Genomic DNA, 25,898 nt, shown 5'->3' with positions numbered 1-25,898 from the left:
GATGACGACCGCACCCGACCCGACGAGCTGGCTGGCCCGCTCCTCCCACCCCCTCCACACGCTCTCCGCCGACGCACCGACCACCGACCTCCAGCCCCTGCGGGACGTTCTCGACGGCGTGCGGATCGTCGGTCTCGGCGAGGCCACGCACGGAACGCGTGAGTTCTTCCGGCTCAAACACCGCTTACTGGCCTTCCTCGTCCGCGAACTGGGGTACTCGACCTTCGCCATGGAGGCCAGCGAATCCGCCGCGCCCGCCGTCGACGCGTACGTCCGTCACGGGATCGGCAGTGCGGCGGAGGCCGTCGCCGGGCTCGGGTTCTGGACCTGGCGGACGCGGGAAGTCCTCGCGATGGTCGAGTGGATGCGTACGTACAACAACGGGCGGCCCGAGTCCGCGCAGGTCCGCTTCCTCGGGATCGATCCGCAGAAGTGCGGCCCCTCCCTCGCCGCGCTCGCCGCCACCCCGGACCGCCTCCCCGCACCCGAACGCTCCCGGGCCGCCACCCTGCTCACGGCGCTCCGCACCCTCGACGGCGCCCAGCCCGGTTCGCGGCCCGACCCCGGACAGCGGCTGGTGCGAGAGGCCGAGGAGCTGGTACGCCTCCTCGAACCGCACGGCTCCGACACCCTGCGGCACGCCCGCAACCTGGTCCGGGCCGCCGACCTGGTCACCCGCCCCTGGCAGCACACGGATCCGGAGCAGACCCTCTTCGCCGTACGCGACCGGCACATGGCCGACGCCCTGGAGGCGGAGCTGGCCGCCGCCCCGGCCGCGAAGACCGTGCTCTGGGCCCACAACGGACACATCGGCAAGGCCCGCCACGGCGGCGCGATCCGCACCCTCGGCCACCACCTCCACGACCGGCACGGCCACGCCTACTACGCCCTCGCCCTCCTCTTCGGCAGCGGTGCCTTCCGTGCGCACCGCACGCTTCCCGGCCCCTGGCGGGGGCCGCGCGCCCGAACCCGTAACGCGCCCGTCCCCACCCACCCGATCGGTCCTCCCGAAGCCGACACCGTCGAGGCACAGCTCGCCGGGGCCACCCCCGGCGACCACTTCCTGGACCTGCGCTCGGCGCCCGACGCCGTCCGGGAGTGGGCCGACACCCCCCATCCGCACCGGAGTTACGGGGCGATGGTCCCCCGCTGGAGCTACCGCCTCCACCGGACGCCGGTCGTACTGAACGAGTCCTACGACGGCCTGGCGTACGTGGCCACCTCAAGCCCGTCCGAGCCGTTCACCGTCCCCCTCGCCGTGGGCCGGGGCTAGCCCAGGTCCCGTACGGCCTTCCGTACCCGGTCCGCGAGTCCGTTCGGCAGTACGCCGTAGCCCTCGCGCTCTGTCGATGCCTGGCCCGCCTCGCTCAGGGCGTGCAGGAGGAAGCCGCGGAGCGCGGGGAGGGAGGCGGGCGCGTTGCCTTGGGCGCAGACCACCGCGTACGACAGCTGGACCAGGGGGTACGTGCCGTCGGTGCGGGCCGCCTTCGCGTAGTCGAGGGTGAGGCTCCCCCGGCCGATGACGGCCGGAGCGGGGGCCAGGGCCACCGTGCGGGCGGTGGAATCCGCGTCGGGAAGTACGGAGGCCGCGTCGGGTCCGGGGGTGAGACGGACGTGGGTGGTGGTGGTACCGCGCGCCTCGGTCAGCGGCAGGAAGGTGATTCCGCCGTTCGACGCGGCGACCTCCTGGACGGGGGTCTTCGCCGTCACGGCTGTGGTGCCGGACGGGGTGGCGAGGGTGTCCGACGGCGGGCGCGGCCAGTTGTCGGGGGCGGCTGCGGAGAGGTACTGGGTGAAGGTCCGGGTGTGCGGGGACTCGCCGGAGGGGAGGACGACCGTCACGGGCGCGGCGGGCAGGAAGACGCCGGGGTTGAGACGGGCGACGGCCTGATCGTTCCACCGGGTGACGCGCCCGTTGAAGATGTCGGCGACGGTACGCGCGTCCAGGTTCAGGGCGGAGACCCCGGGGATGTTGACCGCGACCACGATCGGGAGGGTGTTCAGGGGGAGCTGGAGGACGCCGTCGGGGCCGCAGCGCTTGGCGGCGGAGGTCTGCTGAGCCTGTGTCAGGGCGACGTTGCTGACGGCGAGTTCGGTCCGGCGGGCCAGGAGGCTCGCGAGCGCGGCGCCCGATCCGTTCGGCTGGTAGTCGATGCTCGCGGACCCGCCGCACTCCTTGGCGTACCCCTCGGTCCACCGCTGCACGGCGGCCTTCTGGGCCCCGGCTCCGGCGGAGCGGAGCTTTCCGCCCGTCGGTGCGCAGAGGGGTGCGGCCGAGGCCGTACCGCCCGCTCCTGACCTCGTGCCGTCTCCCGCCGCCTCCGGAGAACCCTTCCCCTTGAGGAGGTCCGGCACGACGACGGCCGCCGTCGCCACGACTGCCAGGAGCGCCACGGCACTTGCCAAGAGGAGGGGTTTACGGTGACGGGCACGCGCGGCGGGGGTGGGGGTGGGAGCGGTGGCCGGGACCGGGGGCACAGGATGCCGGAACCCGGCCGCCTGCGTGGGCTGCCCGGCCAGCGCCTGCGCAACGGAAGAGGCTGGAGAGGCTGGTGGCAGGGTTGCGGGTCCCGGCTCCGGGCCGTTCCACTCGGTGGCCGGGTGCGGCGCGGGCACGGCCCGTGCCGCCGCCACGGGCTCCGTCTCCGGGGGCACGGTCCCCTGCTCCGTACGTATCGTCCCCCGCTCCGTACCCGCGGCGGCCCCGGCCTTCCCGTGCGCGCCCGCCAGTACCTCCAGCAGGCGGGGAACGGTGGCCCTGCGCTCGGGGTCCTTCTCCAGGCAGGAGTGCACCAACTCGCCGAGTTCCGGCGGAAGCCCGGTCAGGTCGGGCCCCTCGTACACCACCCGGAAGCCCACCACGTGCGCCGTGTCGCCGTCGAAGGGGCCGTGGCCCGTCGCCGCGTACACCAGTACCGAGCCGAGCGCGAAGACGTCGGCCGCCGGGGTGACCTCCTCGCGCCGGAACTGCTCGGGGGCCATGAACGGCGGCGTTCCGACGGCCACCCCCGTGCTGGTCAGGGCCACCGCGTCCGAGGTGCGGGCGATGCCGAAGTCGATGACCCGGGGGCCGTCCTCGGCGAGGAGTACGTTTCCGGGCTTGAGGTCCCGGTGGACGAGCCCGGCACGGTGGATGTCCCGGAGCGCTTCGGCGAGGCCGGCACCCAGACCCCGTACCTCATCGACGGTCAACGGGCCCTGTACGGATACCCGTTGGGCGAGCGAGAGCCCCGGCACGAAGAGGGTCGCGAACCACGGGGCGGGCGCCTCGGGGTCCGCGTCCACGACCGGCGCGGTGAACGCACCGCTCACCCGGCGCGCCGCTGCGGCCTCCTGGCGGAAGCGTTCGCGGAACCCGGGGTCCTCGGCCAGTTCGGGCCGGATCACCTTGACGGCGACCTGACGGCCGGAGACGGAGCGCGCCAGGTAGACGACGCCCATCCCTCCGGCGCCCAGCCGTCCTTCCAGCCGGTATCCGCCGATCTCGCGCGGATCACCCTCCTGCAGCGTCACCCGTTCCGCCTCCCCCTCGATGCCTCAGGCAAGGATGCCAGGGGGAGTGCGGGCCAGGTGGAGCCAGGGGCGGACGAGGCGGTCACTTCCGTCCCCGACTAGCGTCCTCCGTATGAAGATCGACCAGCAGCCCGCCACGGAACAGCCCGCTGCGGGACAGCCCGCGCCCCGCACCTCCGAGCAGCGCAAGAAGGACGTACTGGCCCGCCTGGAACAGGAGTCGGACATCTGGGTCGCCACGGCGGACGAGGACGGCGTCCCGTGCCTGGTCCCGCTGTGGTTCCGGTGGGACGGGGAGGCCCTCTGGCTCGCGACCCGTACGAGCAACCCGACCGGCCGAAACCTGGAACGGCTCGGCCGCACCCGGCTGGCGTTCGGGCACACCCGGGACGTCGTGCTGATCGACGGGACGGTGGAGAGCTTCAGCGCGGAGGCGGTGCCGGTCGACGCGGCGGACGCCTTCGCCGCGCGCTGGGGCTGGGACCCCCGTACATCAGCAGGGTCGGCCAAGCCGTATGCGTACTACCGTGTGGTGCCCCGGGCGGTGCAGGCGTGGCACGAGCAGCACGAGCAGCCCGGGAGGCATCTGATGCGCGAGGGCGTGTGGGTGGTGTGACGTTGAGGGTGTGACGCGGGGGGTGTTGTGGGATGGGCGGTGACGTGAGTCGGCACCGGGACCGCGGCTGGTGGCTCGCGGAGCTCTCGGCGCGGATGTACGTGGTGTGTCCGGGGTGCGGCGGCCGGGCGGTGGTGGTGCCGCGTCCCGGCCTGCCGGACCGGAAGTACTGCACGGACCTGCTGTTCATGCCCCGTCGGCTGGCCTGCACCGGATGCGGGGCGACGGCCGAGTGGACGGCCCCGATGGACGGACGGGCGCTGGTCGGCGTGGACATGGGCGGCACCGAGGACCCGTACTTCGGGCGGCCTTTGTGGCTGCAGACGCGGTGCGCCGGGCGGGTGCTGTGGGCGTACGACGAGGAGCACGTGGCGCTGCTGTCCGCGTACGTGGGCGCACGGCTGCGCGAGCACGGCGCGGTGACTTCGCTCCAGGCCCTGATCCCGCGGCTCCCCGCCTGGATGAAGCGCGCCGAGAACCGGCCCGACGTGCTGGCGGGCCTGGAGCGGCTGCGCGAGCTCGCGGACAGGTCGGCCCCGCGGGAGAGGTCGGACGCGGCGTACGTACAGGGTGAACGGCCCCGGAAACAGAGGCACGTGTTCTTCCGGGGCGGGCCGTACTAGCACCGTCCGGAGGATGCGCCTGTGCCCCACGGGTACCAGGCAGAGGGTGCACCTGGGTCCCCACTTGGGTGGTGCTACCCCCAGCGGAATGCACCTGCTGCCCGTATGGGCTTGTGGATCTTGAACGGAGAACCTGGAGGAGTCCAGCCGCCCCCTGCGGGCGGCGCCCGTTCCACTCCGCCCCAGGAGGCCCCCGTGACCGACCGTTCTTCCGTACGCACTCCCGAGCGCCCCGCACGCACCCTCTCCGCGTCCGGCCGCCGCCGGGGAATCACCGCCGTGGCCGCACTCGCCGCAGCGCTCGCCGTGGGCAGCATCCTGCCCGCGTCCGCGGCCCCGGCCCAGCCCGCTCCCCCGGCCTCGTCCGCAGCCTCGTTCTCATCCACGTCCAGCCAGAAGGACGCCGCCTTCCGCCAGGGCCTGCGCGATCTCGTCCAGAAGGACAAGTACCCGGCCGCTCTCGCCGCCACCGTCGACCGCGACGGCCGTGCCCACAACTACGCCGTGGGCACAGGCGACCTGAAGACCGGAGCCCCCGCCCCCGTCGACGGGCAGGTGAGAGCGGGCAGCAACACCAAGACGTTCACGGCCGCCGTCGTCCTGCAACTCGTCGGCGAGGGCAAGGTCGACCTCGACGCCCACATCGAGGACTATCTGCCGAACCTGGTGCGCGGCGAGAACATCGACGGCCGGAAGATCACGATCCGTCAGCTCCTCAACCACACCAGCGGCCTGCCCAACTACACCGACTACATCCTCAACGACATCCTGGGCAAGGACCGGCACACCTACTTCCAGCCCCGCACCCTCCTCGACATCGCCCTGGAGCACAAGGCGCTGTTCGAGCCGGGGGCCAAGTGGTCGTACAGCAACACCAATTACACGCTCGCCGGACTGCTGATCGAGAAGGTCACCAAGCGCCCGCTGGACGAGCAGATCAAGCACCGCATCATCGACCGCGCGGGACTGCGGAAGACGTACTTCCCGGGGGTCGGCGAGGAGCGCATCCGAGGCAAGCACCCCAAGGCGTACCACGCATCGAAGCCCGGGGCGCCGCTGGTGGACTTCACCGAGATAGACCCCTCGTGGGGCTGGGCAGCGGGCCAGATCGTCTCCACCCCCAGCGACCTGAACCGCTTCTTCAAGGCGCTGTTCGACGGCACGCTCCTGAAGCCCGCACAGGTCAAGCAGATGCGTACGACGGTCGCCGTGCCCGACGAGTGGGGCGGCAAGGGAGCCCGCTACGGACTCGGAGTGCTGCGTACGCCGCTGAGCTGCGGCGGCGCGATGTGGGGCCACGGCGGCGACATCCCGGGCCACGCGACCCGTACCGGCGTCACGGACGACGGCCGCGCGGCGGCACTGGCGCTCACGGCGAACATGGCGCCGACGGTGGAAGGACCGGTGAACGCGCAGAAGCTGCTGGACACGGCGTTCTGCGCGAAGTAGCCGGACCCGCCACGGGGGTTGTGGGTACGGGAGTTCACGCCCGTACCCACCTCGCCGTCCCGGCCGGGGATCAGCAGTCGGCCCTCAGTAGTCGATACGGTCGGACTTCGCCAGCCACGCCTCGAACGGCTCGTTCCGGTTCGCCACGTCCAGCCGCTCGATCGTCGCGGGCCACAGCTCCTGGGGCCGCTTCTCGAACAGGTCGTAGAACTTGCGGTCGTCGAAGCCCGCCACGGCCGCGTCGTCCCGGTCCGCCGCGAAGACGATGCGGTCGACGCGCGCCCACAGCGCGGAGGACAGACACATCGGGCACGGCTCGCACGAGGTGACCAGGACACAGCCCTCCAGCGAGAAGGTGTCCAACTCCTTGCAGGCGGCGCGCATGGCGCTCACCTCGGCGTGCGCGGTGGGGTCCAGGTTCGCGGTGACCTGGTTGTTGCCGAGCGCCACGATCCTGCTGCCCTTGGCGACGAGCGCGCCGAACGGACCGCCACCGTTCGCCACGCTGGTGGTGGCGATCCGGATCGCCTCGTCCATCCAGGTGCGCTCAAGCTCCTGGACGCTCTTCTCTTCGGCGTACGCGGTCACAATGACTCCCTCTGCTTCGTTCACCTTGTGTGAGGGAGTACACAGGCAACCAGGGGGTGGCAGCGAGGGGTAAAAGACATGAAAACCCGGCAGGCTGAGCCCCCCTCTTCGTAGACTCCTACAAGCGCCGCCCCACGCGACGTCACCCCAGGTGAACGCCTCACTGGCCCTCACACCGGCTGCACGCCTCCGGAAGCACCGGTGCCGTACGCCCCGCCGACGCCACGGACCATGTCGCTTCGCCCCGCTCCGCACTCGGGTGGCGCACTCCTTCACGCCCGCCCCGATCCTCCGATACGCCGACATGTGCCCCGGCCCAGTCGATACGGTGTGGGATCCCACCGGTGAACCGCGTACGAAGGCACGATGCCGTGGAACCAGGTACGAATCACCGCGCGGAGCCACGGCCCGGCGATCCCGTGGGGCCGGAAGTCGGCAATGGGTTCGAGGCCGCCGACTGGATCGACTACCGGGACATGCGGGCCGAGCTCTCCAGCCGCGCCCGCGAACTCCAGCGCCTGAACGAGGAACTGCGTCTCGCACACGCCAGGGGTCAATGGGCCAGCTGCGCAGCGCGCTGAGCGCGGCCGTCCGCGCGGCCGAGGGCCCGGCGCAAGCGCTGGAGGTGCTGGCCGAGCACTCCCGTACGGTGGACGGCGCTCTCGCCACGTCCGCTGCCCTGACGGTCGCCGACCGACCCACCCGCACCTGCCCCCGGGCCGCCTCGCGGACGCCGTACTGACCGATCTGGGCCTGAGCGACGGCGGTACGGACGACATCGCCCTGGTGATCGTCCGCCTCTGAGCGGGGCCCGGGAGGGGCCCCACAGCAGCCCGAGAAGGCCCCGCGACAGGGCCCTCAAGAGTCCCTACTTCGCCTTCTCGGCCTTCTGCTCCTTGATCCGCACGGTCTCCTTGCGGACCTCGGCCTGCGTGGCGCGCTCCTTCTGGAGCCACTCCGGGTTCTCGTCCTTCAGGGCGTCGATCTGCTCGCTGGTGAGCGCCTCGGTGACACCGCCGCGGGCGAGGCCGGAGATGGAGACGCCGAGCTTGTTCGCGACGACGGGACGGGGGTGCGGGCCGTTGGCGCGCAGGTCCTGGAGCCACTGGGGCGGCTCGGCCTGGAGCGCGGTCAGCTCGGCGCGCGAAACCACGCCTTCCTGGAATTCCGCGGGGGTGGCTTCGAGGTACACACCCAACTTCTTCGCCGCGGTGGCGGGCTTCATGGTCTGGGTGTTCTGGTGCGACGTCATGGTGTCCAGGGTATCGAGCATGTGCGCTACCGCTGACCACGCCGCTCACCCGCCCCACCGCCGACCGCACCCTGCGGCCGCTGCCGGTAACCTGACCCGCGTGACAGGCTCGGAAGCACCCTCCCCCACCTCCCCTTCGTTCCGGCTCGCGTACGTCCCGGGCGTGACCCCGACCAAGTGGGTGCGGATCTGGAAAGAGCGGCTGGCCGACGTCCCGCTGACCCTGGTCGCGGCGAGCCCGGCCGAGGTGTTCGACGTACTGCGCGAGGGCGGCGCCGACGCCGGTTTCGTACGCCTGCCCGTCGACCGTACGGATCTGGCCGCGATCCCCCTGTACACCGAGACCACGGTCGTCGTGATCCCCAAGGACCACGTGATCGCGGCGGTGGAGGAGATCACGGCGGACGACCTGGCCGAGGAGCTGGTCCTGCACCCGCTGGACGACACCTTGGTCTGGGAGCAGCTCCCGGGCGTGCCCGCCAAGGAGCGCCCGGCCACCACCGCCGACGCGATCGAGCTGGTGGCGGCAGGTGTCGGCGTCCTGATCGTCCCCCAGTCCCTGGCCCGTCTCCACCACCGCAAGGACCTGACCTACCGGACGGTCACGGGCACCCCGGAGTCCCGGGTCGCCCTGTCCTGGCCCCACACGGAGTCCGGCGAGCCGACCGAGCTGGTCGAGCACTTCATCGGGATCGTACGAGGCCGAACGGTCAACAGCACCCGAGGCCCTGCCCTCCCCAAGAACGCCGCCGACGCCAAGAAGCAGAAGCGGACGGAGAAGCCGAAACAGTCGCCCCGCAAACCGGCGGCCAAGGGCGGGGGCTCCGCCAAGCCGAAGCCCGGCGGCGGCAGGGCCGTCGCGAAGAACAGCCGGAACACCCCCAAGCGCGGCAAGCCCCGCCGCTGACCGTCGGACCGGTTCCGCCCCTCCCCCGCCGCTGGCCAACGGCTCGGTCAGCCGGACGTCGCCGCCTCCAGTACGACGTAGAGGCCGACGGTCGCATTCAGCGCGGAAAGAGTGGAGGCGGCCGTCCCGGCAGCGGCGACCAGGGCGGCCAGGCCGACCGACGTCAGGGCAGGCGGCCAGCCGTTGGCGGGCGGGAGCGGGCCGAGCAGCGCCGCGACCCGGCGTGGCACCGGCCCCGGTTCCGCGAAGGCGGCCAGACCGGGGAAGGCGGCACCCCGCGCACCGCGCCCCCTGGCCATACGGGAGACCAGCGCCGCCTTGCCGACCGCGCGCGCGGTCGTACGGCGGTCTCCCGTCACGCGGGCGGCCTCTTCGTCGGCCCACCGCTCGGTGCAGTAGCCGACGACCCGATGCAGCGGACGCAGCAGGGGGTTGGCGCAGCCCGCCAGCCGGACAGCGAGCAGGAGGCGGTGGTGCCGCCCGGCGAGGTGGGCCCGTTCGTGGGCGAGCAGCGCATGGCGTTCGGAGTCGGAGAGGGCGGCGAGCATTCCGGTGGAGACGAGGACGCGTCCGGGCGCACCGGGCAGTGCGTACGCGTACGGCTCGTCGTCCGGCAGTACGGCGACCTCGGACGCGGTACCGAGCCCGGCCAGCGCACGGTGCGCGCGAGCCCGGTAGCGGCGCTGCCGGTGGACGGTGTACGCGCAGGTCAGCAGGACGAGTGCGAGCGCACCGATGGACACTTTGCCCGCGATCTCGTCGTACGGGACGGCTGCGCGCACCTCGGGGTCGGACCAGCTGTCGGGCAGCGGATTGCCAGGCAGTTGCGCGGTGCCGACGACCACGAGGAGCCCCAGGCATACGGTGCTGCACGTGGCGAGGATCGCGGCGACGCCGGTCAGCAGGCGCGCTGCGGTACGCGGGTGGAGGTGCTGTTCGGCGAGGCGGGCGACGGGCAGTGCGGTGAGCGGCAGGATCAGCGGCAGGTAGACGAAGACGCCCATGGCTCAGCGCTCCGGACCCCGGCCCGGCGATCGGCCCGCGCCGTCTTCGGGCGCGCCGCCCTCGGGCGTTCCGTCCTGGGGCGCTCCGGACTCGTGTGCTCCGGACTCGTGCAACAGGGCCCGCAGGAGCCGTTCGTCGTCCGCGGAGAGTGCCGATACGAAGCTGGAGAGCACGGCGTCGCGGTCGTCCTCCCGGTCGAGCAGCTTGCGCATGCGCAGCGCGACCAGCCCGGCCCCGTCGGCCACCGGCGTCCACTCGAAGGACCGCCCGGAACGGGTGCGGGTCACCGCGCCCTTGGCGTACAGCCTGGTGAGGATGGTGATGACGGTGGTGTACGCGAGTCCGCCACCGAGCCGCTCCTGCACCCAGGCCGCCGTCACCGGGCCGGGCGCGGCACCGAGTACGGAGAGCACGTGGCTCTCCAACTCGCCCTGCCCGCGCCTGCGGTCGCGCGCCCGTGGGCGGCCGCCCGGATCCGCGCTCTCCGTCCCGTCCGTCATTCCCGCATCCCCTTCGTTCGCTTTCCCGCCATCTGCCGCCCGGCTGACCGCCGCGCTGACGTCGGAGCATCGTACTCAGGCACGAGGCACTCGGGCACGACGCACTCGGGCACCAGGCGCTCAGGTGCTCGGAACACTCAGCCACGAAACTTCTACAGTGCTGTAGATTCACTTCCGCATTCGAATTCTGGCACTCGGGAAGGGAAACGACATGGGCGTGAGCCTCGCCAAGGGCGGCAATGTCTCGCTGAGCAAGGAGGCCCCCGGCCTGACGGCCGTACTGGTGGGCCTGGGCTGGGACGTACGGACGACCACCGGCGCCGACTACGACCTCGACGCCAGCGCGCTGCTCGTCGACGAGTCGGGCAAGGTCCTCTCCGACCAGCACTTCGTCTTCTTCAACAACCTGAAGAGCCCGGACGGTTCGGTCGAGCACACCGGCGACAACCTCACCGGTGAGGGCGAGGGCGACGACGAATCGATCAAGGTCAACCTGGCCGCCGTGCCCGCCGGGGTGGCTCGCATCGTCTTCCCCGTCTCCATCCACGACGCCGAGAGCCGCGGCCACAGCTTCGGCCAGGTCCGCGGTGCCTTCATCCGTGTGGTCAACCAGGCCGGCGGCGCGGAGATCGCCCGCTACGACCTGAGTGAGGACGCCGCGACCGAGACCGCGATGGTCTTCGGCGAGCTGTACCGCAACGGCGCGGAGTGGAAGTTCCGCGCGGTCGGGCAGGGTTACGCGAGCGGACTGGCGGGCATCGCCTCCGACTTCGGCGTGAACGTCTGACCCGAGCCCCGGCTCCCGCCCGGCGCTCCACCGGGGCGCGGCACCCGTCCGCGCCCCGGACACGCCCGCCCCTCTCACCACCACCCATACCGGTAAGACCCACACACCAAGGGAGCGGACCCCGATGTTCGGAATCAGCGAGCTCGCCATTCTCCTGATCGTCGTCGTTCTCGTCTTCGGCGCGAAGAAGCTGCCGGAACTCGCCCGCAACGCGGGCAAGGCCGCCCGCATCCTCAAGAGCGAGGCGAAAGCGATGAAGAAGGACGGCACCGACACCACGGCACAACCGGCGAAGAACTCTCCGGCCTTCCGGATCCGCCCCGGAGGCGGCACGACCGACGCTTCCTGACTACTCATCACACACCTCCGAGCCATTTCTTCCTTCATGGCTCCGATGATGACACCAGCCACTGACAATGGCTTTGACCTGGGTATACACCCTCGGCACACCTCATCACATCGCCCCCGAAACAGCCCCGAAGGAGCTACTCCCAGACAACATCGCGCCACGAATCCTTGCAGTGACACCACAGTGATGCCATTCTGGTGCCACCCGTGAGGTCCGCCTCAGCGAGCATCTGCCCTGGAGGAATTCGTGCAGCACGAGACACCGACCGAGCCCACCGCCACCTGCCCCATGGCTTCCGCCCCCGCAGCACCAGCCCCCGGGGAGCCGCTGGCCCAGCTGCCCACCGGCCGCGACGCCGGATGCCCCTTCGACCCGACCGCCGAACTGAGTGCCCAGCGCGAGCAGGACCCGCTGGTACGGCTGCGCTTCCCCGACGGTCACGTCGGCTGGCTGGCCACGGGGTACGAAACGGTCCGGTCGATCTTCGCCGACTCCCGCTTCAGTGCGCGGTACGAGATCCTGCACTACCCCTTCGCGGACATCGGGGAACTGCCGCCCGCACCGGTCGGGGACATGACGGGGATGGACGCCCCCGAGCACACCCGCTTCCGGAAGCTGCTCATGGGCAAATTCACGGTCCGCCGCATGCGCGAACTCACCTCACGCGTCGAGCAGATCACCGCCGACCAGTTGGACGCGATGGAGCGCGAGGGCGGCCCGGTGGACCTCGTCGAGGCGTTCGCCCAGCCGATACCGGCCCTGATGATCTGCGAGCTGCTGGGGGTCCCCTCCGCCGACCGCGACTTCTTCCAGCGGTGCGCGTTGCAGCTGACCTCCATCGTCTCCGACCAGCAGGCGCAGTTCGAGGCGATGTCCGCGCTCGGGGAGTACATGCACAAACTGGTTCTCGCCAAGCGGGCTGCCCCCACCGACGACCTGCTCGGCGACCTGACCTCCACCGACCTCACCGACGAGGAACTCACCGGCGTCGGCAGCTTCCTGCTCGGCGCGGGACTCGAAACGACCGCGAACATGCTGGCCCTCGGCACGTTCGCCCTGCTCCGCCACCCCGACCAGTTCACCGCCCTGCGCGACGACCCGGCCCTCGCCCCGCAGGCGATCGAGGAGCTGATGCGCTATCTGACCATCACGCACACCGGCGCCAAGACCGCACTCGAAGACATCGAGCTGAACGGCAAGCTGATCAAGACCGGCGAGACCGTCGTCCTGTCCATGGAGGCCGCCAACCGCGACCCGTTGCGCTTCCCCGACCCCGACACCCTCGACCTGCACCGCAAAGCCACCGGACACGTGGGCTTCGGGCACGGCATCCACCAGTGCCTGGGCCAGCAACTGGCGCGCGTGGAGATGCAGGTGGCCCTGCCCGCCCTGCTGACCCGGTTCCCGACCCTTCGGCTGGCGGCCCCCGTCGACGAGATCCCGCTGCGTACGGACCAGACCATCTTCGGAGTGCACAGCCTGCCGGTCACCTGGGACGAGGTGTAGACCCGTGCCACCGGAAGCTCAGACCCGCCCGGACGATTCCGCCCCCGAGGAGTGGGAGGTGCGCGTCGCCCGGGACCACTGCATCGGTTCCGGGATGTGCACGCTGACCGCCCCCGGAGTCTTCGACCAGGACGCCGAGGAGGGCGTCGTCCGCCTCCTGCGCTCGCGGCTGCCGCGGACGGGCCCCGATGCCGAGGCAGCGCTCGACGCCGTGGGGCTCTGCCCGGCACAGGCCATCGGCCTTCGCTGACGATCGAGCACCCGGCCGCCGACCGGGCAGGGCCGAGGGACTGAAGGACCGAGAGACGACACGTCGTCCGGCGGCTGATTGTCACTGGTCCCTGCCACTATGTCCCAGCAGTGGAATCCACCCCGATCCCCACTCGGACCCCTTCACCCCCATCCATCACACCAGGAGCGAAAATGGGCGCTTGGGACCTCGGCCCCTTCGACAACGACACCGCTGCGGACTTCTCCGGCCAACTCGACGACGCCGCAGAGAGCGAGCGCGAGAACCTGGTGCGCGGGGCCCTCGCAGAAGTGCTCGGCGAGGACGACTACCTGGACCAGGACCTGGCCTCGGAGGCCGTCGCCGCAGCAGCGCTGATTGCCGCCCAGTGCCCGGGAGGCACCCCGGTCGACACCGCCTACGGGCCGAACGAGCCGCTCCCCCGGTTCTCGGCCGAACTGCGCGCACTGGCCGTCCGGGCCCTGGACCGCGTGGTCACCGAACCGTCCGAGCTGTTGGACCTGTGGGAAGAAGTCACCGAGGAGGGAACTCCCAACCCGTGGCACACCACCATCACCGACCTGCGCAACGTTCTCGCCCCCGTACTTCCGGCTCCGAACTCGCCGGAAGTGGCGGCGCTGTAGGCGTCGACGCAGGAGTCGAACGGGACACTCCGACCACCACTTCCCTACTGCGCACTTCCCTACTGAGCCAGGGGCCTGCACCGCTGCGGCGGGACCTTCCAGGCCCCTGGACCCACTCCCCTACCAATCGCTACTTCCCGGGGGTCTCTCCGGCCGCCAGCGCCGCCGCCCGTGCCTCTCCTTCCAGCTTCTCCACGTACTTCTCCCACGAATGCGCTTCGGTCGGGGGCAGGTTCTCATTGCCCTTCCCGAGCCCCGCGCTTCCGTCGATCAGTTCACGGACGATGTCCGCGTGGCCGCCGTGCCGGTTGGTCTCGGCGAGCATGTGAATCAGGATGCGGTGGAGCGAGACCTCGTTCCGGTCCTCGGGCCAGTGCGGAACATGGCCGGTGGAGTCCCACTCCAGCGCTTCGATCGTGACGTCCGCGTGCGCGCACGCCTTCCGGTAGAGACCGATGACGAATGCGCGTGACTCCTCGGCAGTGGCCCACATGTCCACGGTCGGATCGTCGTCGAAGTCCTCGACCCAGGGCATCGCCTCGGCGGTGAACGGTCGGCCGAAGGTGTCGCCGAAGTACCCGACCTCACAACCCGCCAGATGCTTGAGCAGCCCCAGCAGGTTGGTTCCGGTCGGGGTCACAGGACGGCGGACGTCGTACTCCGACAGCCCCTCGACCTTCCAAAGGAGAGCCTCTCGGGCGGACTTGAGGTAATGGTGCAGGTCCTTCTTCGGATCAGTCTGAATCATGTGGGACAGCCTCCCACCCACCACTGACAATCGGCATCCGGATAACATCCGGTCAGTCTCCGACGTACTCCGCGAGGTGCTCGCCGGTCAGCGTGGAACGGGCAGCGACGAGCTCCGCCGGAGCCCCCTCGAAGACGACCTGGCCGCCGTCGTGACCCGCACCGGGCCCCAGGTCGATGATCCAGTCGGCGTGGGCCATGACCGCCTGGTGGTGCTCGACGACGATGACCGATTTACCCGAGTCGACGAGCCGGTCGAGCAGCCCGAGCAATTGCTCGACATCGGCGAGGTGGAGGCCCGCGGTCGGCTCGTCGAGGACGTAGGTGCCCCCCTTCTCCGACATGTGGGTGGCCAGCTTGAGCCTCTGCCGTTCGCCGCCGGACAGCGTGGTGAGGGGCTGGCCGAGGCTGACGTAGCCGAGTCCGACATCAGCGAGCCGAGTCAGGATCCGATGCGCCGCCGGTGTGCTCGCCTCCCCCGACCGGAAGAACTCCTCCGCCTGCGCCACCGACATCGCCAGCACCTCGCTGATGTCGCGGCCGCCGAGTTTGTACTCCAGCACCGATGCCTGGAACCGCTTCCCTTCGCACTCCTCACAGGTGGTGGCGACGCCCGCCATCATCGCCAGGTCGGTGTAGATGACGCCGATGCCGTTGCACACGGGGCAGGCGCCCTCGGAGTTGGCGCTGAACAGGGCAGGCTTGACCCCATTGACCTTCGCGAAGGCTTTGCGGATCGGGTCGAGCAGTCCGGTGTACGTCGCCGGGTTGCTGCGTCGTGAGCCGCGGATCGGGCTCTGGTCGATCGACACGACGCCTTCGCCTGCCGGGATCGAGCCGTGCACGAGGGAACTCTTGCCGGACCCGGCCACGCCGGTGACGACGGTGAGGACACCGAGTGGAATGTCGACGTCGACGTCGCGCAGGTTGTGCGTCGACGCACCGCGGACCTCCAGCGTCCCGGTGGGCTTGCGCACCTCAGTCTTGAGCGAGGCCCGGTCGTCGAAGTGGCGTCCGGTGACGGTCCCGCCTGTCCGCAGCCCTTCGACGGTGCCCTCGAAGCAGATGGTGCCGCCTTCCGTCCCCGCCCCCGGACCGAGGTCGACGACATGGTCGGCGATGACGATGGTCTCCGGCTTGTGCTCCACGACGAGCACCGTGTTCCCCTTGTCCCGCAGTCGGAGCAGCAGGTCGTTCATCCGCTCGATGTCGTGCGGATGCAGCCCGATGGTGGGCTCGTCGAAGACATAGGTGACGTCGGTCAGTGAGGATCCGAGGTGGCGGATCATCTTGACGCGCTGGGCCTCGCCCCCCGAGAGGGTTCCCGCTGGACGGTCGAGAGCGAGATAGCCGAGTCCGATCTCCACGAACGAGTCGAGAGTGTGCTGCAGAGCGGCCAGCAACGGTGCCACGGTGGGTTCTTGGAGACCACGGACCCATGTGGCCAGATCCCTGATCTCCATGGCGCACGCGTCGGCGATGCTGATCTTCTTGATCTTGGAGGACCGCGCCAGCTCGCTCAGTCGCGTGCCGTCGCACTCGGGACAGGTGGTGAAGGTGACCGCCCGGTCAACGAACTCCCTGATGTGCGGCTGCATCGCCGCCCTGTCCTTGGACAGGAATGACTTCTGGATCTTGGGGATGAGCCCTTCGTAGGTGAGGTTCACTCCCTCGACCTTCACCTTGATCGGCTCGTGGTACAGGAAGTCCTGCATCTCCTTCTTGGTGAATCTACGGATCGGCTTGTCCGGGTCGAGAAGGCCCGATTCGGCGTAGACCCGCACGGTGAAGAAGCTGTCCGACTTCCAGCCCGGGATGGTGAACGCGCCCTCGGCCAGTGACTTGGTGTCGTCGTAGAGCTGGGTGAGGTCGATGTCCGAGACCGCGCCACGGCCCTCGCACCGCGTACACATGCCGCCTGTGCGGTTGAAGGTCGCCTTCACCGTCTTCTTGGTGCCGCGCTCGACGGTGATGGCCCCGCTCGCCTTCACGGAGGCGACGTTGAAGGCGTAGGCGCTGGGTGAACCGATGTGCGGCTTGCCGAGTCGGCTGAAGAGGATGCGCAGCATGGCGTTGGCATCGGTGGCGGTGCCGACCGTGGAGCGGGGATCGGCTCCCATGCGCTGCTGATCGACGATGATCGCAGTCGTCAGCCCGTCGAGAACGTCGACCTCGGGCCGGGCCAGCGTCGGCATGAAGCCCTGCACGAAGGCGCTGTAGGTCTCGTTGATCAGCCGCTGCGACTCGGCGGCGATCGTGGCGAACACCAGCGAGCTCTTGCCCGAACCCGAAACGCCGGTGAACACCGTCAGCCGCCGCTTCGGGAGCTCGACGCTGACGTCCTTGAGGTTGTTCTCACGCGCCCCGTGCACCCGGATCACGTCATGGCTGTCTGCGGCGTGCGGCAAGGACGACCCCACGTCCGACCTCTTGGCCCTGCTCATCGTGCCTCCATCTGTTGGGCGGATGGATCCCCATTCTGGGTGCGGGGCACAAGAATGGCCGGTTCTTTCCCCGATTGCGGGGGTTCGCGCCGCAGTTGTGTCCAGTCGGCGGCATCGCACAGTCGGCGGCATCGCAGCGGAAGATCTCCGGCACAGCACCGTCCAGGGCTTCGGCGTTCAGTTCCGGTGTGGCGACGTCAGCGCGCGCAGAACACGCTCCCTCCGTGTCTCTCGTGCCTGCTGCGTCAGCGCCTGAAGCAGCGGAAGGATCAACTGATAGCGGGCCGTACTGTCCAGCGCTTCGAATGCCTTCTTCGCCTCGGGGTCGGCTTCGAGCACCGCGGCCAGGTCAGGCGGGGCGGTGGCCGTCTTCTGCGACGCGTACGCCTTGGCCCAGCGACCGTCCTCCTGCGCTTTGCGCACCTCGGCCATTCCGGTTTCGCGCATGCGCCCCTCGGCGAGCAGCGTCGCCACCTTGTCGACGTTGACCTGCGACCACAGGCTCCGGGGACGACGCGGCACATACCGCTGGAGGTAGTGGTGTCCGTCGAGTGAGCGCCGCTGCCCGGAGATCCAGCCGAAGCACAGCCCGATGTCGACGAGTTCACCATCGGTGACGGAAGGAATCCCGGAGTTCTTCTTCGCCACCTTGACCCAAATGCCCTCCTGGCGTGAGTGGTTGTCGTCCAGCCATCTTTCGAACGCCTCACCGTCAACGAAGTTGAGGATCTGGATGCCGTCGATCAGGCCGTGCTCGCTGCTCCCACCTATCTCATTCATGTGAAGCAGGCTAGTACGCGGCGGATTGAATACGATGCAGAGCCGTATCGTTTTTGCCATGACGTCTGATCCTGAAGCCGCTCCTCCCCGCACGCCCGGCCGCCCTCGCAGCCGCGCAGCGGACGAGGCGATCCTCACCGCCGCCCTGGAATCGCTGATCGAGCGGGGCATCGCCTGGACCAGCATCGAGCAGATCGCCCGCCGGGCCGGAGTCACGCGCGCAACGGTGTACCGCCGGTTTCCGAACCTGACCGAGCTGTTGGTGCGGGCCATCGAATGGGAGTACCGGAACACCGACCCCGAGGCGCTGAACTGGCCGGATGTCTCCGCCATGGTCAGCGACTGGGCCGACCAGCTCAGTGAGCCCCGCGCCCGGCGTCTCATTCGCCGCCTGTACGGCACCCTGGACGACCTCCCCGAACTGCTCCGCACGTACGACTCGGTGCACGGGAGCCACCGGGGCCGAGCCGTCCGCGACGTGCTCAAGCGGGCCCGCGCAACAGGCCAACTCCCCCCGCACAGCGAACCGGAGACCCTCCAGCAGGTGCTCAGCGGTGCGGCTCTCCAGCACCTGGCCGCCTACCCCGACACCATCAGCGCGCAGGACGTCGAGGCGTACTTCCTCACCATCCTCCGGCAAGCCGGCCTCGCGGCAGCGACCCCCTCCTGCCGCCCCTCCCCCTCGCGCAGGGGTACCGAGCGATGACACACAACGACGCACCGAGCAGCATGTCGTGGCTCGGTCCGGACATCCGGCGGGCCCGCAAGCAAGACCCTGCCGCACTTGACCGTCGCCAACGTGCCTGACTGGCCGACTCTGTTGCCCGTGCTCGCTACTTCGTGGACGACCCCGAGCGGATCGGGCAGAAGTTCCTCGGTGCGTACATGGTGGCCACCACCTCCGGAACCAGCGGCCGACGCGGCCTGTTCGTATTCGACGACCGCTACCTGAACGTGGGCGCCGCACTCACCTCACAGGCCCTCGCCACCTGGCTGGGCCCTGCGGGCCTCTTGCGGGCCGTCGCTCGGGGAGGCCGGTTCGCGTAACTGGTCGCGGTCGGCGGTCACTACGTCGGCTTTGCCGGGAACCGCTGCGCGGCCCGTGAAGGAGGCTGGCGCAGCAAGATTCTCCGCGCCTTCTCCGTGCACACTCCCCTGCCCCAACTGGTCGCCGAACTCAACACGTACCGACCCGCCGTCGTCATCGGCTACGCCAGCACGATTCAACTGCTCACCGCAGAAAGGGAAGCCGGGCGTCTGCACATCGACCCGGTGCTGGTGGAACCTGCCGGAGAGACGATGACCTCGGTGGACACGGACCGTATCGCTGCGGCCTTGGAGGCCGCTCCGGCGACAGTCTGACTTTTCCCGGTGCCTCCGGCCACGAGGCTCGGATCAGCCCTCTCGCACTCAGCACCTTGGCTGAGGCTGTTGTCCGCGGACAACAACCTCGCGGAGCTGATCATTGAACGAGCCGAGGAACCTCCGCGGCAGTCCCCCGGTGGAAAATTCAGGATGATCATGCCACTCACCTGAATGGCCCACCCGGGGCAGCAAATACCTACCCGCAGGACGAACCCGGTGTCACACAGGGGGCCAAAAACGCACAGGAGCGCCCCTGGGGGCCTCCCACGGGGCCCGTGATCCCATCACCCCACCCATCTGGAGTTCGCGCCTCTAAGGCCCCATTCTGTGGGTCGATTTTCGCCCCTCTTTGAGAAAAATAGGCAGCTTCATCCAAATACGTCCGATGTTCAACTGTGACTGCTCTCGCGCCTGCCATCAAGCGAGCAGAAGTTGTACCGCTCGACGTACCGAGCTTGAGGGGTATCTGTTGTCCGCGGACAACACTTGCGTTGTTGTCCGCGGACAACAGCTGGGCCTCCCCCACTCTCGCGACGCATTGCGAAGCTGACGTCATCGGGTCGTACGCGCCCCTCCATTCACGTTCAGAACCTGTCCGGTGATGTGCCGAGCAGCTGACGAGACAAGGAAGGCAACGGCACCCACGATGTCGGCAGGCACGCCCGCCCTGCCGGTTGCGGTGGAGTCGACCAGCCTGCCGCGGCGTTCAGCCGAAAGGTAGCTACGGAAGAACTCGGTGTCGGCGATATAGCCCGGTGCCACGACGTTCGCCGTGATGCCGCGAGGCCCCAGCTCCGCAGCCACGTTCAGGTTCCAATTGGCAAGCCCTGCCTTGGCCGCCCCATAAGAACCTGATGCCTGGTCGGCGGCAATAGAACCGATCTGCACCACAGCGCCGCCCGCCGACAGCCTGCTCTCCAACGCCTTCGTCGTCAGAGCGGCGCTGATCAGATTCGCGTCCAGGTTGGCCCGAAAGGCCCGGGCGTAGGACGCAAGATCGACTTCCGTGCCGGGCTCAGAATCGAAGTCGGTATTGCCACCGGCGTTGTTGATCAGCACGTCGATGCGCTCGGGAAGTTCCGTCAGGAGCCGGTGGAGCGCATCCGGGTCGGTGTGGTCGCAACGCACGGCTCGTACGTTGTCGCTCTGTGCGGCCCCTTCCTTGAGAGGGCCGAACCGACGACCCGTGATCACGACGGCGTCCCCCTGTGCCGCAAAGTGCTCGGCCACAGCGCGACCGATTCCCGTTCCGCCGCCCGTGACGAGAATGTTGCGTGACATACGATGCCTCCAGAGCTGATATTCAGGTCTAAATTTAGATCTAAACGTAAGCAGGGGAGTCATGCTTTGGCAAGGGAACAAGTGAACTCGGGCGAGCAGTACCCGACGGACAGTGCTTCGACGTATCCCGTTCAGGACATCGCCTCGGCTTGGGAGCGGGAGCGCCCGGGCACTCCGGTCTCCTCCATCGGCATCGTCACGCCCATCTGGCGGCTCGCCAAGCTTCTCGGTGACGACCGCAGACGCGTCCTCGCCCAAGCCGGTGTGGACGCTGCCACTCTCGACCTCCTCAGCGTGCTGCGCCGGAGTGGTGCTCCGTACACTCTCAGCACGCGCGAGCTCAGTCGGCGCTCTTTGGTCACGGCGGGAGCCATCTCCCAACGTGTAGCCCGAGCGGAGCGCGAAGGTCTGGTCACTCGCCGCCCCGGCGAGGGACGACCCCGTACCGTCGAAGTGTCCCTGACTCAAGCCGGGCATGACCTGGTCGAGGAAACCGTGGACCAGGTACTGGGCCGGGAAGCCGAACTGATCGGTGGCCTGACGAGTGACCAGCAGGACCAGCTGACGGAGTTGCTCCAGACCCTTTTCCAGGACGTTCAGTACCGACTCGGCGATGCCCGAATCACCCACGTCGGAGAAGACTGAGCCCAGCAGGCGGGCTATTTCCCTCGCCGGACAGCATCCGTTGTTGTCCGCGGACAACAAATCTGGGCCACTCCCTGGTGCCCGCTGGTACGTGAAGGAGCTTGAACCTCCACGAGCTGTTGTCCGCGGACAACAGATTGGCGATATCCGAAGGACGGGTCTGCCACCCAGTTGTTGTCCACGGACAACGCCTGGGGCGGCAGACCCTGGGGTGCAGTTGTTGTCCGCGGACAACAACTACCGACGGACAACTTCGGCTCGTGAACTATCGGACCGCAGCGCTGGGAGGAGTGCGGACCGATGCCGAGGTGGCCAAGGTGGCGACTAAGGCCACCGCCTCGTCCAGCCGCTCCATCTCTTGTGGGGTCAGGTTCGGGTCAGCAGCCCTCCGTGTGCGGGCTCGTACGAGGCAGCCTGAACGCGCATCGCCCAGGTCGATTGCGCTGCCCCGTCGCGCCAGCAGATGCGCCAGCATCGTCCGTGCTCCGATTGTTGCGGCGGAGGCTTCCGGCCCTGCTTCGGGCGGTGCGGGTGCGACTGCGACCTCGGCAAGGATCAGTGCGGACATTGCCCAGTCCAGCCCCTCCGGTCCCTCAACCGTCGTGCACCAGTCGATGACCATCGGGCCATCAGCTGTCAGCATCACGTTGTCCGGGTGCAGATCGAGATGAAGGATCCGGTCCTCGGGGTGGTTCGCTTCCCTGGCCGGTACCTCGTGCAGGCGATGGAGAAGGTCGGCGAGGATCGTCGCCCCTTCTAGTTCAGTGATCTCACCCGAGGCAAACGCCTGAAGCATCGTCTTTCCGTACAGCCGTTGCATCACCATCTCTGACGGCACCTCGGTGGCGCGGACGGTGGGCACTGGGAATCCGTGCGCTGCCAGATGGGCCATGACGGCGACTTCCTTCCCGACATCACCTCCTCTTCGGTTCCGGCGAAGTACCCATGCGTCGTCGAGCGCGAAGACCTCTGCGCTACGCCCTGAACCCAACAACTCACCTATGTTCATGCGGTGAAATATGCCGCATCCCTGCGTTCAGGTCAGACCGTTCCACCAGCGGTGCGAGCCGGGGGAGTGGGGTGCCGGAGGAACGTCCGGTCGCCGGGTGCCACCGTGTCCGCGAAGCTGGGCCCAGCATGAATGTGCCCGGCTCGCAAGTCGGGGGGTCTGTCGAAAGAGGACAGTTGCACCGTGCGCAGGCCGCGCTCGTGTGCGGCGTCTCGCATCGTCCGGGCGGGAGGGGGAGCCGCCTGGCCCTGTGGTCGCCTCCGGAGAACGCCGAAGGGGCACGCACCGGCGTTGTCGGCCAGGTGCGTGCCCCTTCGGCGGATGCATCACATGTGCTGGTGCAGTTCCTCGATCAGAGCCACGAGTTCGTCGCCGCTGAGTCCGGCCGCCAAGGTGCGGGCCTGCTCTTTCGACGTGGCACCGAGTTGCTGCACAAGGCGGCGGGCCGCCTCGGATCGCGCGGACCCCGAACCGGCTTCGACGGCCCCGGACACGTCGTCGTCAGCGTCACCGTCACTTTCACTGCCATCAGCGAGTTCGGCGGGGTTGTCCTTCTGCGCGACCAGACGGGCCGAGTTGTTGTCCGCGGACAACAACTCGGGTACTTCCGCGGGCTGTTCCTCAACGGCCCGTACGGGCACGGGCGTCGGCGCGGGGGCCGCGGCAGGCGCCGGGGCCGAGGCCGGAGTCGGGGCAGGTGCCGGAGTCGGGGCCGAGGCTTCAGCGGCCACGGGTGCGGCAGGCTCGGGCGCGCGCGGAGCGGGAGGGTTCTCCCACACGGGCTGCGGCATGTTGTCCGCGGACAACGCCCGCTCGGCTTCGGCCTTTTCGGCGACGAGCTCCGCACTCTTCCGTGCAAAGGCTTCTTCGGTGGCGGACCGCCCTTGCTGCTTGATCTGGTCCGCGATGGCCTTCGCCTCCTCGCGGGTCCTGGCTTCCTCATCCCGGTACTGCCTGAGGTACTGGAGGAGGCTCGGCACGTCGAGTCCGGGTTCCTCCTTGAGCCGACGGGCAAGCAGCCGTCCGTCGCGCTCGGGCAGCGAGCCCGTGCTGAGCATGCCTTGCAGGTCTTCGGGGAGGTCCAGGAGCGCGAGCTGGTTGGTGACCCAGGAGCGGTCCCTGCCGAGGCGCTTCGCGGCACGGGCACGGGCGCCCGATGCGGACTCCTCGCTGCACACCAACACCAACTGCTGCACGCCCCGGGCGCGCTCGACGACGTCGAAGTCCTCGCGCTCCAGGTTCTCCTTGAGCAAGTGGTCTATGAATGCCTCGCGGGAGGACGCGAGGTCGTCCCGTACGACGAAGTCCAGCGACTCCAGACCCACGTGCGATGCGCTGCGGTAGCGGCGTTCACCGTTGATCAGGACGTACTGGGCATCCCCGATGGCCAACTCGTGCTGCGGCCAGATCTTGAGGTACGCCTTGCGGGAAATGGCCACACAGGCAGCGAGCTGGGTGTTGCGGAGCTCTTCGCCGAAGCGGGTCATCTCCTCTTCCGAGCCGAAGTTGCGGCGCGGATTGAGGGGAGTCGGGGCGACTTCTTCGAGACGGATGCGGGACAGCTCGTACTCGGGCACGTCGCCCTGGACGAGAGCCTTGGCGCGGCCGCGGGCACTGCGGCCGCGCGGAACACCCCCGAAGGAGGACCCGGTACCGAGGCGGTCGGCGACGCTCATGAGGTGATCCTCCGTGCGATGGTGCGCATGATCTCGGACTGCTCGCAGTCGGGGGCGTAGCTGAGGAGCGGCTGCTTGAGCCGGACAGCCTCACGCTGCTCCTTGCGCTCCGGCATGATGCCGATGACCGGCGGGTCGCCGATCGCCTTCCAACTGTCCAGGGAGGACGTGGCGATGTAGCCCTTGCGACTGTCGTACATGTTGACGATGAAGCCGAGCATGGTGATCTCGACCTCCATGTCCGCGGTCAGATCCTGGATCTGGTCGTAGAGCATGTCGTAAGCGTCCGCCGAGGAGTCCTCGGCGAGGACGGGCACGAAGACGCCGGAGGTCTCCGGCTCTTCGTCCTCGCGGGTACGGCAGTAGTAGAGCGCGGTGTCCATGGAGTAGCCGAGGCTGGGCGGACAGTCGACGACGATGTAGTCGAAGTCCCTCTCCAGCGGCTCCATGGCCTTCTCCAGTGCCGTCTCCTTGACCCGTACGAAGCGGCTGGTGGCCAGTTTCGCGTCGAGCAGGAACGCGTCCTTGCAAGCGGGCAGCAGGAACAGCCTGCCCGCGAAGCCGTCCTCCTCTATCGGGACGAGGAGTTCGCGGAGATCGCCCTTGGCCTCACCCAGCATGTGCTTGGCCAGGCTTGGCTCCTCGATGTCGAAGAGCTGGTAGCCGAGTTGCTTGGTGAGGTGGCCCTGGGGGTCGAAGTCGATCAGCAGAACGCGATTGCCGCCTTCGGCCAGGGCCTGGGCCACGCCGGAGGACGTGGCGGTCTTGCCGACGCCGCCCTTCTGGTTGCCGAAGATGATGCGGCGCGCACCGTTGGTGCGGGCGGGGCGACGGGGGGAGGGGTGGGCTCCGAGCCAGAGGCGGATCGCCTGAGCGATGCCCTGGGTGAAGGGGAGGCCACGCTCCTTGCAGTCGTCCTTGAAGTCCCCGTAAAGGCCGGTGGGGAGGTAGGTCGAGAAGGAGCTGCCGCCGGTCGTGTCGACGATGGGGTGTTCGGAGTCGTCCGAACGCCACGCCTGTACACCTTCGGTGACGGCATCCTTGATGTCGACGCCCAACTCGGCTGCTCTGACTTTGAGTTCCTGGCGCAGTGAGGCGGGAAGCTTCGCTACTACCTTTTCCCGGTCGTCCGGGGTGTATGGGACGGTCATGTGGTTACCTTACTCACCTCCGTGGGGTTTTTGGTGACATTGGTGAAGTCAATGCGCTGCGTGTCGGGTGACAGCAGGGGCTTCTGACGGAGCGTGAGGGGTCCGACGGGGTGCTTGGCCGGGGCGGTCCCGTGGCCCGTGGCCTTCTCCGTAGCGGACAGGAGACGGAAAAGAATGCGTCACACTCCGGCCAGCAGCAGTCCTCCCATGGCCACCATCGTCACCGCGACCACCCCGTCCAGCACCCTCCAGGCACCGGGCTTCGCCAGCAGCCCGCTCAACAGGCGCGCTCCGTACCCCAGGGTCGTGAACCACGTGAGGCTCGCCAGCATCGCGCCCACTCCGAAGGCCCACCTCAGGGAGCCGTGATCGGTGGCCACCGAGCCGAGCAGAAGAACGGTGTCGAGGTAGACGTGGGGATTGAGCCAGGTCATGGCGAGGCAGGTGAGCACTGCGGCTCGCGCCGAGCCGGTCGCCTTGCCTGTCGCGGTGAGGGCGGCATCGGGGGAGGGGCGCAGAACACGACGGGCGGCCAAGACTCCGTACGTGATCAAGAAGGCGCCGCCGGCAAGACCGACCACGGTAAGAGCCGTCGGCCAGGCGGTGACGAACGCACCCACGCCCGTCACGCCCAGTGCGATAAGGGCCGCATCGGACATCGCACAGATCGCGACCACCGCGAAGACGGCGTGCCGGTGAGCTCCCTGACGCAGGACGAAGGCGTTCTGTGCGCCGATGGCCACGATGAGGGCGAGTCCGGTACCGAAGCCGGCCAGGAGCGCAGTGACGATGCCTGAAGTGCTGTCTGTCATGTCACCGACGCTATGGATCA

At 69.0% G+C, this 25,898-nt stretch carries 28 protein-coding genes and 1 pseudogene; 16 read left to right on the top strand and 13 right to left on the bottom strand.

The features are described from left to right. Position 1 precedes the first annotated feature (1 nt). The gene (locus OG897_RS34710) at positions 2-1,273 is read left to right on the top strand and encodes an erythromycin esterase family protein (protein ID WP_266663281.1); all 1,272 of its coding nucleotides are present in this window, start codon (positions 2-4) and stop codon (positions 1,271-1,273) included. On the opposite strand, the gene OG897_RS34705 is transcribed toward OG897_RS34710, so the two are convergent. Then, positions 1,270-3,513, bottom strand: coding sequence for a serine/threonine-protein kinase (locus tag OG897_RS34705; RefSeq protein ID WP_266663279.1), 2,244 nt, complete (start codon positions 3,511-3,513; stop codon positions 1,270-1,272). The two genes, OG897_RS34710 and OG897_RS34705, sit on opposite strands and share 4 nt — an antisense overlap. A gap of 112 nt (positions 3,514-3,625) precedes the next feature. On the opposite strand from OG897_RS34705, the gene OG897_RS34700 reads away from it, so the two are divergent. The 3 genes from OG897_RS34700 (at position 3,626) to OG897_RS34690 (ending at position 6,201) form a co-directional block, all read left to right on the top strand. Then, positions 3,626-4,129 carry a pyridoxamine 5'-phosphate oxidase family protein gene (locus OG897_RS34700; RefSeq protein WP_266663278.1) on the top strand — a complete coding sequence of 168 codons (504 nt, stop codon included), beginning with the start codon at positions 3,626-3,628 and terminating at the stop codon, positions 4,127-4,129. A gap of 32 nt (positions 4,130-4,161) precedes the next feature. Continuing rightward, positions 4,162-4,752: a hypothetical protein gene (locus tag OG897_RS34695; protein WP_266663276.1), complete on the top strand. Its 591-nt coding sequence runs from the start codon at positions 4,162-4,164 to the stop codon at positions 4,750-4,752. Between the two features lie 195 nt (positions 4,753-4,947). Beyond that, positions 4,948-6,201: a serine hydrolase gene (locus OG897_RS34690; protein ID WP_266663274.1), complete on the top strand. Its 1,254-nt coding sequence runs from the start codon at positions 4,948-4,950 to the stop codon at positions 6,199-6,201. Positions 6,202-6,285: 84 nt separating this feature from the next. Here the strand turns inward: OG897_RS34690 and OG897_RS34685 are convergent, their stop codons facing one another. Continuing rightward, a complete protein-coding gene (locus OG897_RS34685; protein ID WP_266663739.1) occupies positions 6,286-6,738 on the bottom strand; it encodes a nucleoside deaminase in 453 nt (150 codons plus the stop codon). Between the two features lie 422 nt (positions 6,739-7,160). On the opposite strand from OG897_RS34685, the gene OG897_RS40915 reads away from it, so the two are divergent. Next, the gene (locus OG897_RS40915; RefSeq protein WP_323188147.1) at positions 7,161-7,370 is read left to right on the top strand and encodes a hypothetical protein; all 210 of its coding nucleotides are present in this window, start codon (positions 7,161-7,163) and stop codon (positions 7,368-7,370) included. Continuing rightward, positions 7,346-7,593 (top strand): annotated as a pseudogene (locus tag OG897_RS34680) (hypothetical protein); the annotation flags it as partial. The gene OG897_RS40915 and the pseudogene OG897_RS34680, both read left to right, overlap by 25 nt. A 64-nt stretch (positions 7,594-7,657) precedes the next feature. Here OG897_RS34680 and OG897_RS34675 read toward each other — a convergent pair. Then, a complete protein-coding gene (locus OG897_RS34675) occupies positions 7,658-8,062 on the bottom strand; it encodes a DUF5997 family protein (protein WP_266663272.1) in 405 nt (134 codons plus the stop codon). A gap of 79 nt (positions 8,063-8,141) precedes the next feature. Here OG897_RS34675 and OG897_RS34670 point away from each other — a divergent pair, with 79 nt between their 5' ends. Next, positions 8,142-8,948, top strand: a complete 807-nt coding sequence (locus OG897_RS34670) for a LysR family substrate-binding domain-containing protein (protein ID WP_266663270.1) — start codon at positions 8,142-8,144, stop codon at positions 8,946-8,948. Positions 8,949-8,995: 47 nt separating this feature from the next. On the opposite strand, the gene OG897_RS34665 is transcribed toward OG897_RS34670, so the two are convergent. Together OG897_RS34665 and OG897_RS34660 are read right to left on the bottom strand one after the other, a co-directional pair. Next, entirely contained in the window at positions 8,996-9,952 is a 957-nt protein-coding gene (locus OG897_RS34665) for a M56 family metallopeptidase (RefSeq protein WP_266663268.1), read from the bottom strand. Between the two features lie 3 nt (positions 9,953-9,955). Further along, positions 9,956-10,453 carry a BlaI/MecI/CopY family transcriptional regulator gene (locus tag OG897_RS34660; protein WP_266663266.1) on the bottom strand — a complete coding sequence of 166 codons (498 nt, stop codon included), beginning with the start codon at positions 10,451-10,453 and terminating at the stop codon, positions 9,956-9,958. 211 nt (positions 10,454-10,664) lie between these two features. Between OG897_RS34660 and OG897_RS34655 the strand changes: the two genes are divergently transcribed. From OG897_RS34655 to OG897_RS34635, 5 genes are all read left to right on the top strand, one after another. Further along, positions 10,665-11,240 (top strand): TerD family protein, encoded by a 576-nt coding sequence (locus OG897_RS34655; protein ID WP_266663264.1) that lies wholly within the window; start codon positions 10,665-10,667, stop codon positions 11,238-11,240. Between the two features lie 124 nt (positions 11,241-11,364). After that, on the top strand, positions 11,365-11,589 hold the full coding sequence (gene tatA / locus OG897_RS34650) for a twin-arginine translocase TatA/TatE family subunit (protein WP_266663263.1): 225 nt from the start codon (positions 11,365-11,367) through the stop codon (positions 11,587-11,589). 288 nt (positions 11,590-11,877) lie between these two features. Beyond that, a complete protein-coding gene (locus tag OG897_RS34645) occupies positions 11,878-13,095 on the top strand; it encodes a cytochrome P450 (protein ID WP_266663737.1) in 1,218 nt (405 codons plus the stop codon). Positions 13,096-13,099: 4 nt separating this feature from the next. Next, positions 13,100-13,345 (top strand): ferredoxin, encoded by a 246-nt coding sequence (locus OG897_RS34640; RefSeq protein WP_266663261.1) that lies wholly within the window; start codon positions 13,100-13,102, stop codon positions 13,343-13,345. A 173-nt stretch (positions 13,346-13,518) separates the two neighbouring features. Continuing rightward, a complete protein-coding gene (locus OG897_RS34635) occupies positions 13,519-13,968 on the top strand; it encodes a DUF4259 domain-containing protein (RefSeq protein ID WP_266663259.1) in 450 nt (149 codons plus the stop codon). A gap of 130 nt (positions 13,969-14,098) precedes the next feature. Here the strand turns inward: OG897_RS34635 and OG897_RS34630 are convergent, their stop codons facing one another. From OG897_RS34630 to OG897_RS34620, 3 genes are all read right to left on the bottom strand, one after another. Beyond that, a complete protein-coding gene (locus tag OG897_RS34630; protein ID WP_266663257.1) occupies positions 14,099-14,716 on the bottom strand; it encodes a DinB family protein in 618 nt (205 codons plus the stop codon). A gap of 52 nt (positions 14,717-14,768) precedes the next feature. Further along, positions 14,769-17,159 (bottom strand): excinuclease ABC subunit UvrA, encoded by a 2,391-nt coding sequence (locus tag OG897_RS34625; protein ID WP_266663255.1) that lies wholly within the window; start codon positions 17,157-17,159, stop codon positions 14,769-14,771. A 177-nt stretch (positions 17,160-17,336) separates the two neighbouring features. Continuing rightward, complete coding sequence (locus OG897_RS34620; protein ID WP_266663253.1) at positions 17,337-17,939, bottom strand: YdeI family protein; 603 nt, start codon at positions 17,937-17,939, stop codon at positions 17,337-17,339. Between the two features lie 58 nt (positions 17,940-17,997). Here OG897_RS34620 and OG897_RS34615 point away from each other — a divergent pair, with 58 nt between their 5' ends. From OG897_RS34615 to OG897_RS34605, 3 genes are all read left to right on the top strand, one after another. After that, on the top strand, positions 17,998-18,645 hold the full coding sequence (locus OG897_RS34615; protein WP_266663251.1) for a TetR/AcrR family transcriptional regulator: 648 nt from the start codon (positions 17,998-18,000) through the stop codon (positions 18,643-18,645). 134 nt (positions 18,646-18,779) lie between these two features. Next, the gene (locus tag OG897_RS34610) at positions 18,780-18,986 is read left to right on the top strand and encodes a hypothetical protein (RefSeq protein WP_266663249.1); all 207 of its coding nucleotides are present in this window, start codon (positions 18,780-18,782) and stop codon (positions 18,984-18,986) included. A gap of 96 nt (positions 18,987-19,082) precedes the next feature. After that, positions 19,083-19,301 (top strand): hypothetical protein, encoded by a 219-nt coding sequence (locus OG897_RS34605; RefSeq protein ID WP_266663248.1) that lies wholly within the window; start codon positions 19,083-19,085, stop codon positions 19,299-19,301. A 555-nt stretch (positions 19,302-19,856) separates the two neighbouring features. Here OG897_RS34605 and OG897_RS34600 read toward each other — a convergent pair. Continuing rightward, positions 19,857-20,585 carry an SDR family NAD(P)-dependent oxidoreductase gene (locus tag OG897_RS34600; RefSeq protein ID WP_266663246.1) on the bottom strand — a complete coding sequence of 243 codons (729 nt, stop codon included), beginning with the start codon at positions 20,583-20,585 and terminating at the stop codon, positions 19,857-19,859. An 81-nt stretch (positions 20,586-20,666) separates the two neighbouring features. Here OG897_RS34600 and OG897_RS34595 point away from each other — a divergent pair, with 81 nt between their 5' ends. Further along, on the top strand, positions 20,667-21,230 hold the full coding sequence (locus tag OG897_RS34595; protein ID WP_266663735.1) for a MarR family winged helix-turn-helix transcriptional regulator: 564 nt from the start codon (positions 20,667-20,669) through the stop codon (positions 21,228-21,230). 265 nt (positions 21,231-21,495) lie between these two features. Here the strand turns inward: OG897_RS34595 and OG897_RS34590 are convergent, their stop codons facing one another. From OG897_RS34590 to OG897_RS34575, 4 genes are all read right to left on the bottom strand, one after another. Continuing rightward, entirely contained in the window at positions 21,496-22,239 is a 744-nt protein-coding gene (locus OG897_RS34590) for a phosphotransferase family protein (protein ID WP_266663244.1), read from the bottom strand. 326 nt (positions 22,240-22,565) lie between these two features. After that, positions 22,566-23,915: a ParB/RepB/Spo0J family partition protein gene (locus tag OG897_RS34585; protein ID WP_266663242.1), complete on the bottom strand. Its 1,350-nt coding sequence runs from the start codon at positions 23,913-23,915 to the stop codon at positions 22,566-22,568. Beyond that, positions 23,912-25,066, bottom strand: coding sequence for a ParA family protein (locus tag OG897_RS34580; RefSeq protein WP_266663240.1), 1,155 nt, complete (start codon positions 25,064-25,066; stop codon positions 23,912-23,914). Before OG897_RS34580 ends, OG897_RS34585 begins: the two co-directional genes overlap by 4 nt. A gap of 179 nt (positions 25,067-25,245) precedes the next feature. Continuing rightward, positions 25,246-25,878, bottom strand: a complete 633-nt coding sequence (locus OG897_RS34575; RefSeq protein ID WP_266663238.1) for a LysE/ArgO family amino acid transporter — start codon at positions 25,876-25,878, stop codon at positions 25,246-25,248. Positions 25,879-25,898: the final 20 nt, after the last annotated feature.

The sequence above is a fragment of the Streptomyces sp. NBC_00237 genome, assembly GCF_026342435.1.
In the GTDB taxonomy this organism is placed as follows: domain Bacteria; phylum Actinomycetota; class Actinomycetes; order Streptomycetales; family Streptomycetaceae; genus Streptomyces.
The sequence above is the reverse complement of the archived record's forward strand: the minus strand, read 5'-3'. Positions and strand labels throughout refer to the sequence as shown.

Coding starts and splice junctions, on each gene's coding strand:
- OG897_RS34710 (WP_266663281.1), top strand. CDS start 2: ATGACGACCGCACCCGACCCGACGAGCTGGCTGGCCCGCTCCTCCCAC.
- OG897_RS34700 (WP_266663278.1), top strand. CDS start 3,626: ATGAAGATCGACCAGCAGCCCGCCACGGAACAGCCCGCTGCGGGACAG.
- OG897_RS34695 (WP_266663276.1), top strand. CDS start 4,162: ATGGGCGGTGACGTGAGTCGGCACCGGGACCGCGGCTGGTGGCTCGCG.
- OG897_RS34685 (WP_266663739.1), bottom strand. CDS start 6,738: ATGGACGAGGCGATCCGGATCGCCACCACCAGCGTGGCGAACGGTGGC.
- OG897_RS34675 (WP_266663272.1), bottom strand. CDS start 8,062: ATGCTCGATACCCTGGACACCATGACGTCGCACCAGAACACCCAGACC.
- OG897_RS34665 (WP_266663268.1), bottom strand. CDS start 9,952: ATGGGCGTCTTCGTCTACCTGCCGCTGATCCTGCCGCTCACCGCACTG.
- OG897_RS34660 (WP_266663266.1), bottom strand. CDS start 10,453: ATGACGGACGGGACGGAGAGCGCGGATCCGGGCGGCCGCCCACGGGCG.
- OG897_RS34655 (WP_266663264.1), top strand. CDS start 10,665: ATGGGCGTGAGCCTCGCCAAGGGCGGCAATGTCTCGCTGAGCAAGGAG.
- tatA (WP_266663263.1), top strand. CDS start 11,365: ATGTTCGGAATCAGCGAGCTCGCCATTCTCCTGATCGTCGTCGTTCTC.
- OG897_RS34645 (WP_266663737.1), top strand. CDS start 11,878: ATGGCTTCCGCCCCCGCAGCACCAGCCCCCGGGGAGCCGCTGGCCCAG.
- OG897_RS34635 (WP_266663259.1), top strand. CDS start 13,519: ATGGGCGCTTGGGACCTCGGCCCCTTCGACAACGACACCGCTGCGGAC.
- OG897_RS34630 (WP_266663257.1), bottom strand. CDS start 14,716: ATGATTCAGACTGATCCGAAGAAGGACCTGCACCATTACCTCAAGTCC.
- OG897_RS34625 (WP_266663255.1), bottom strand. CDS start 17,159: ATGAGCAGGGCCAAGAGGTCGGACGTGGGGTCGTCCTTGCCGCACGCC.
- OG897_RS34620 (WP_266663253.1), bottom strand. CDS start 17,939: ATGAATGAGATAGGTGGGAGCAGCGAGCACGGCCTGATCGACGGCATC.
- OG897_RS34615 (WP_266663251.1), top strand. CDS start 17,998: ATGACGTCTGATCCTGAAGCCGCTCCTCCCCGCACGCCCGGCCGCCCT.
- OG897_RS34600 (WP_266663246.1), bottom strand. CDS start 20,585: ATGTCACGCAACATTCTCGTCACGGGCGGCGGAACGGGAATCGGTCGC.
- OG897_RS34590 (WP_266663244.1), bottom strand. CDS start 22,239: ATGAACATAGGTGAGTTGTTGGGTTCAGGGCGTAGCGCAGAGGTCTTC.
- OG897_RS34585 (WP_266663242.1), bottom strand. CDS start 23,915: ATGAGCGTCGCCGACCGCCTCGGTACCGGGTCCTCCTTCGGGGGTGTT.
- OG897_RS34580 (WP_266663240.1), bottom strand. CDS start 25,066: ATGACCGTCCCATACACCCCGGACGACCGGGAAAAGGTAGTAGCGAAG.
- OG897_RS34575 (WP_266663238.1), bottom strand. CDS start 25,878: ATGACAGACAGCACTTCAGGCATCGTCACTGCGCTCCTGGCCGGCTTC.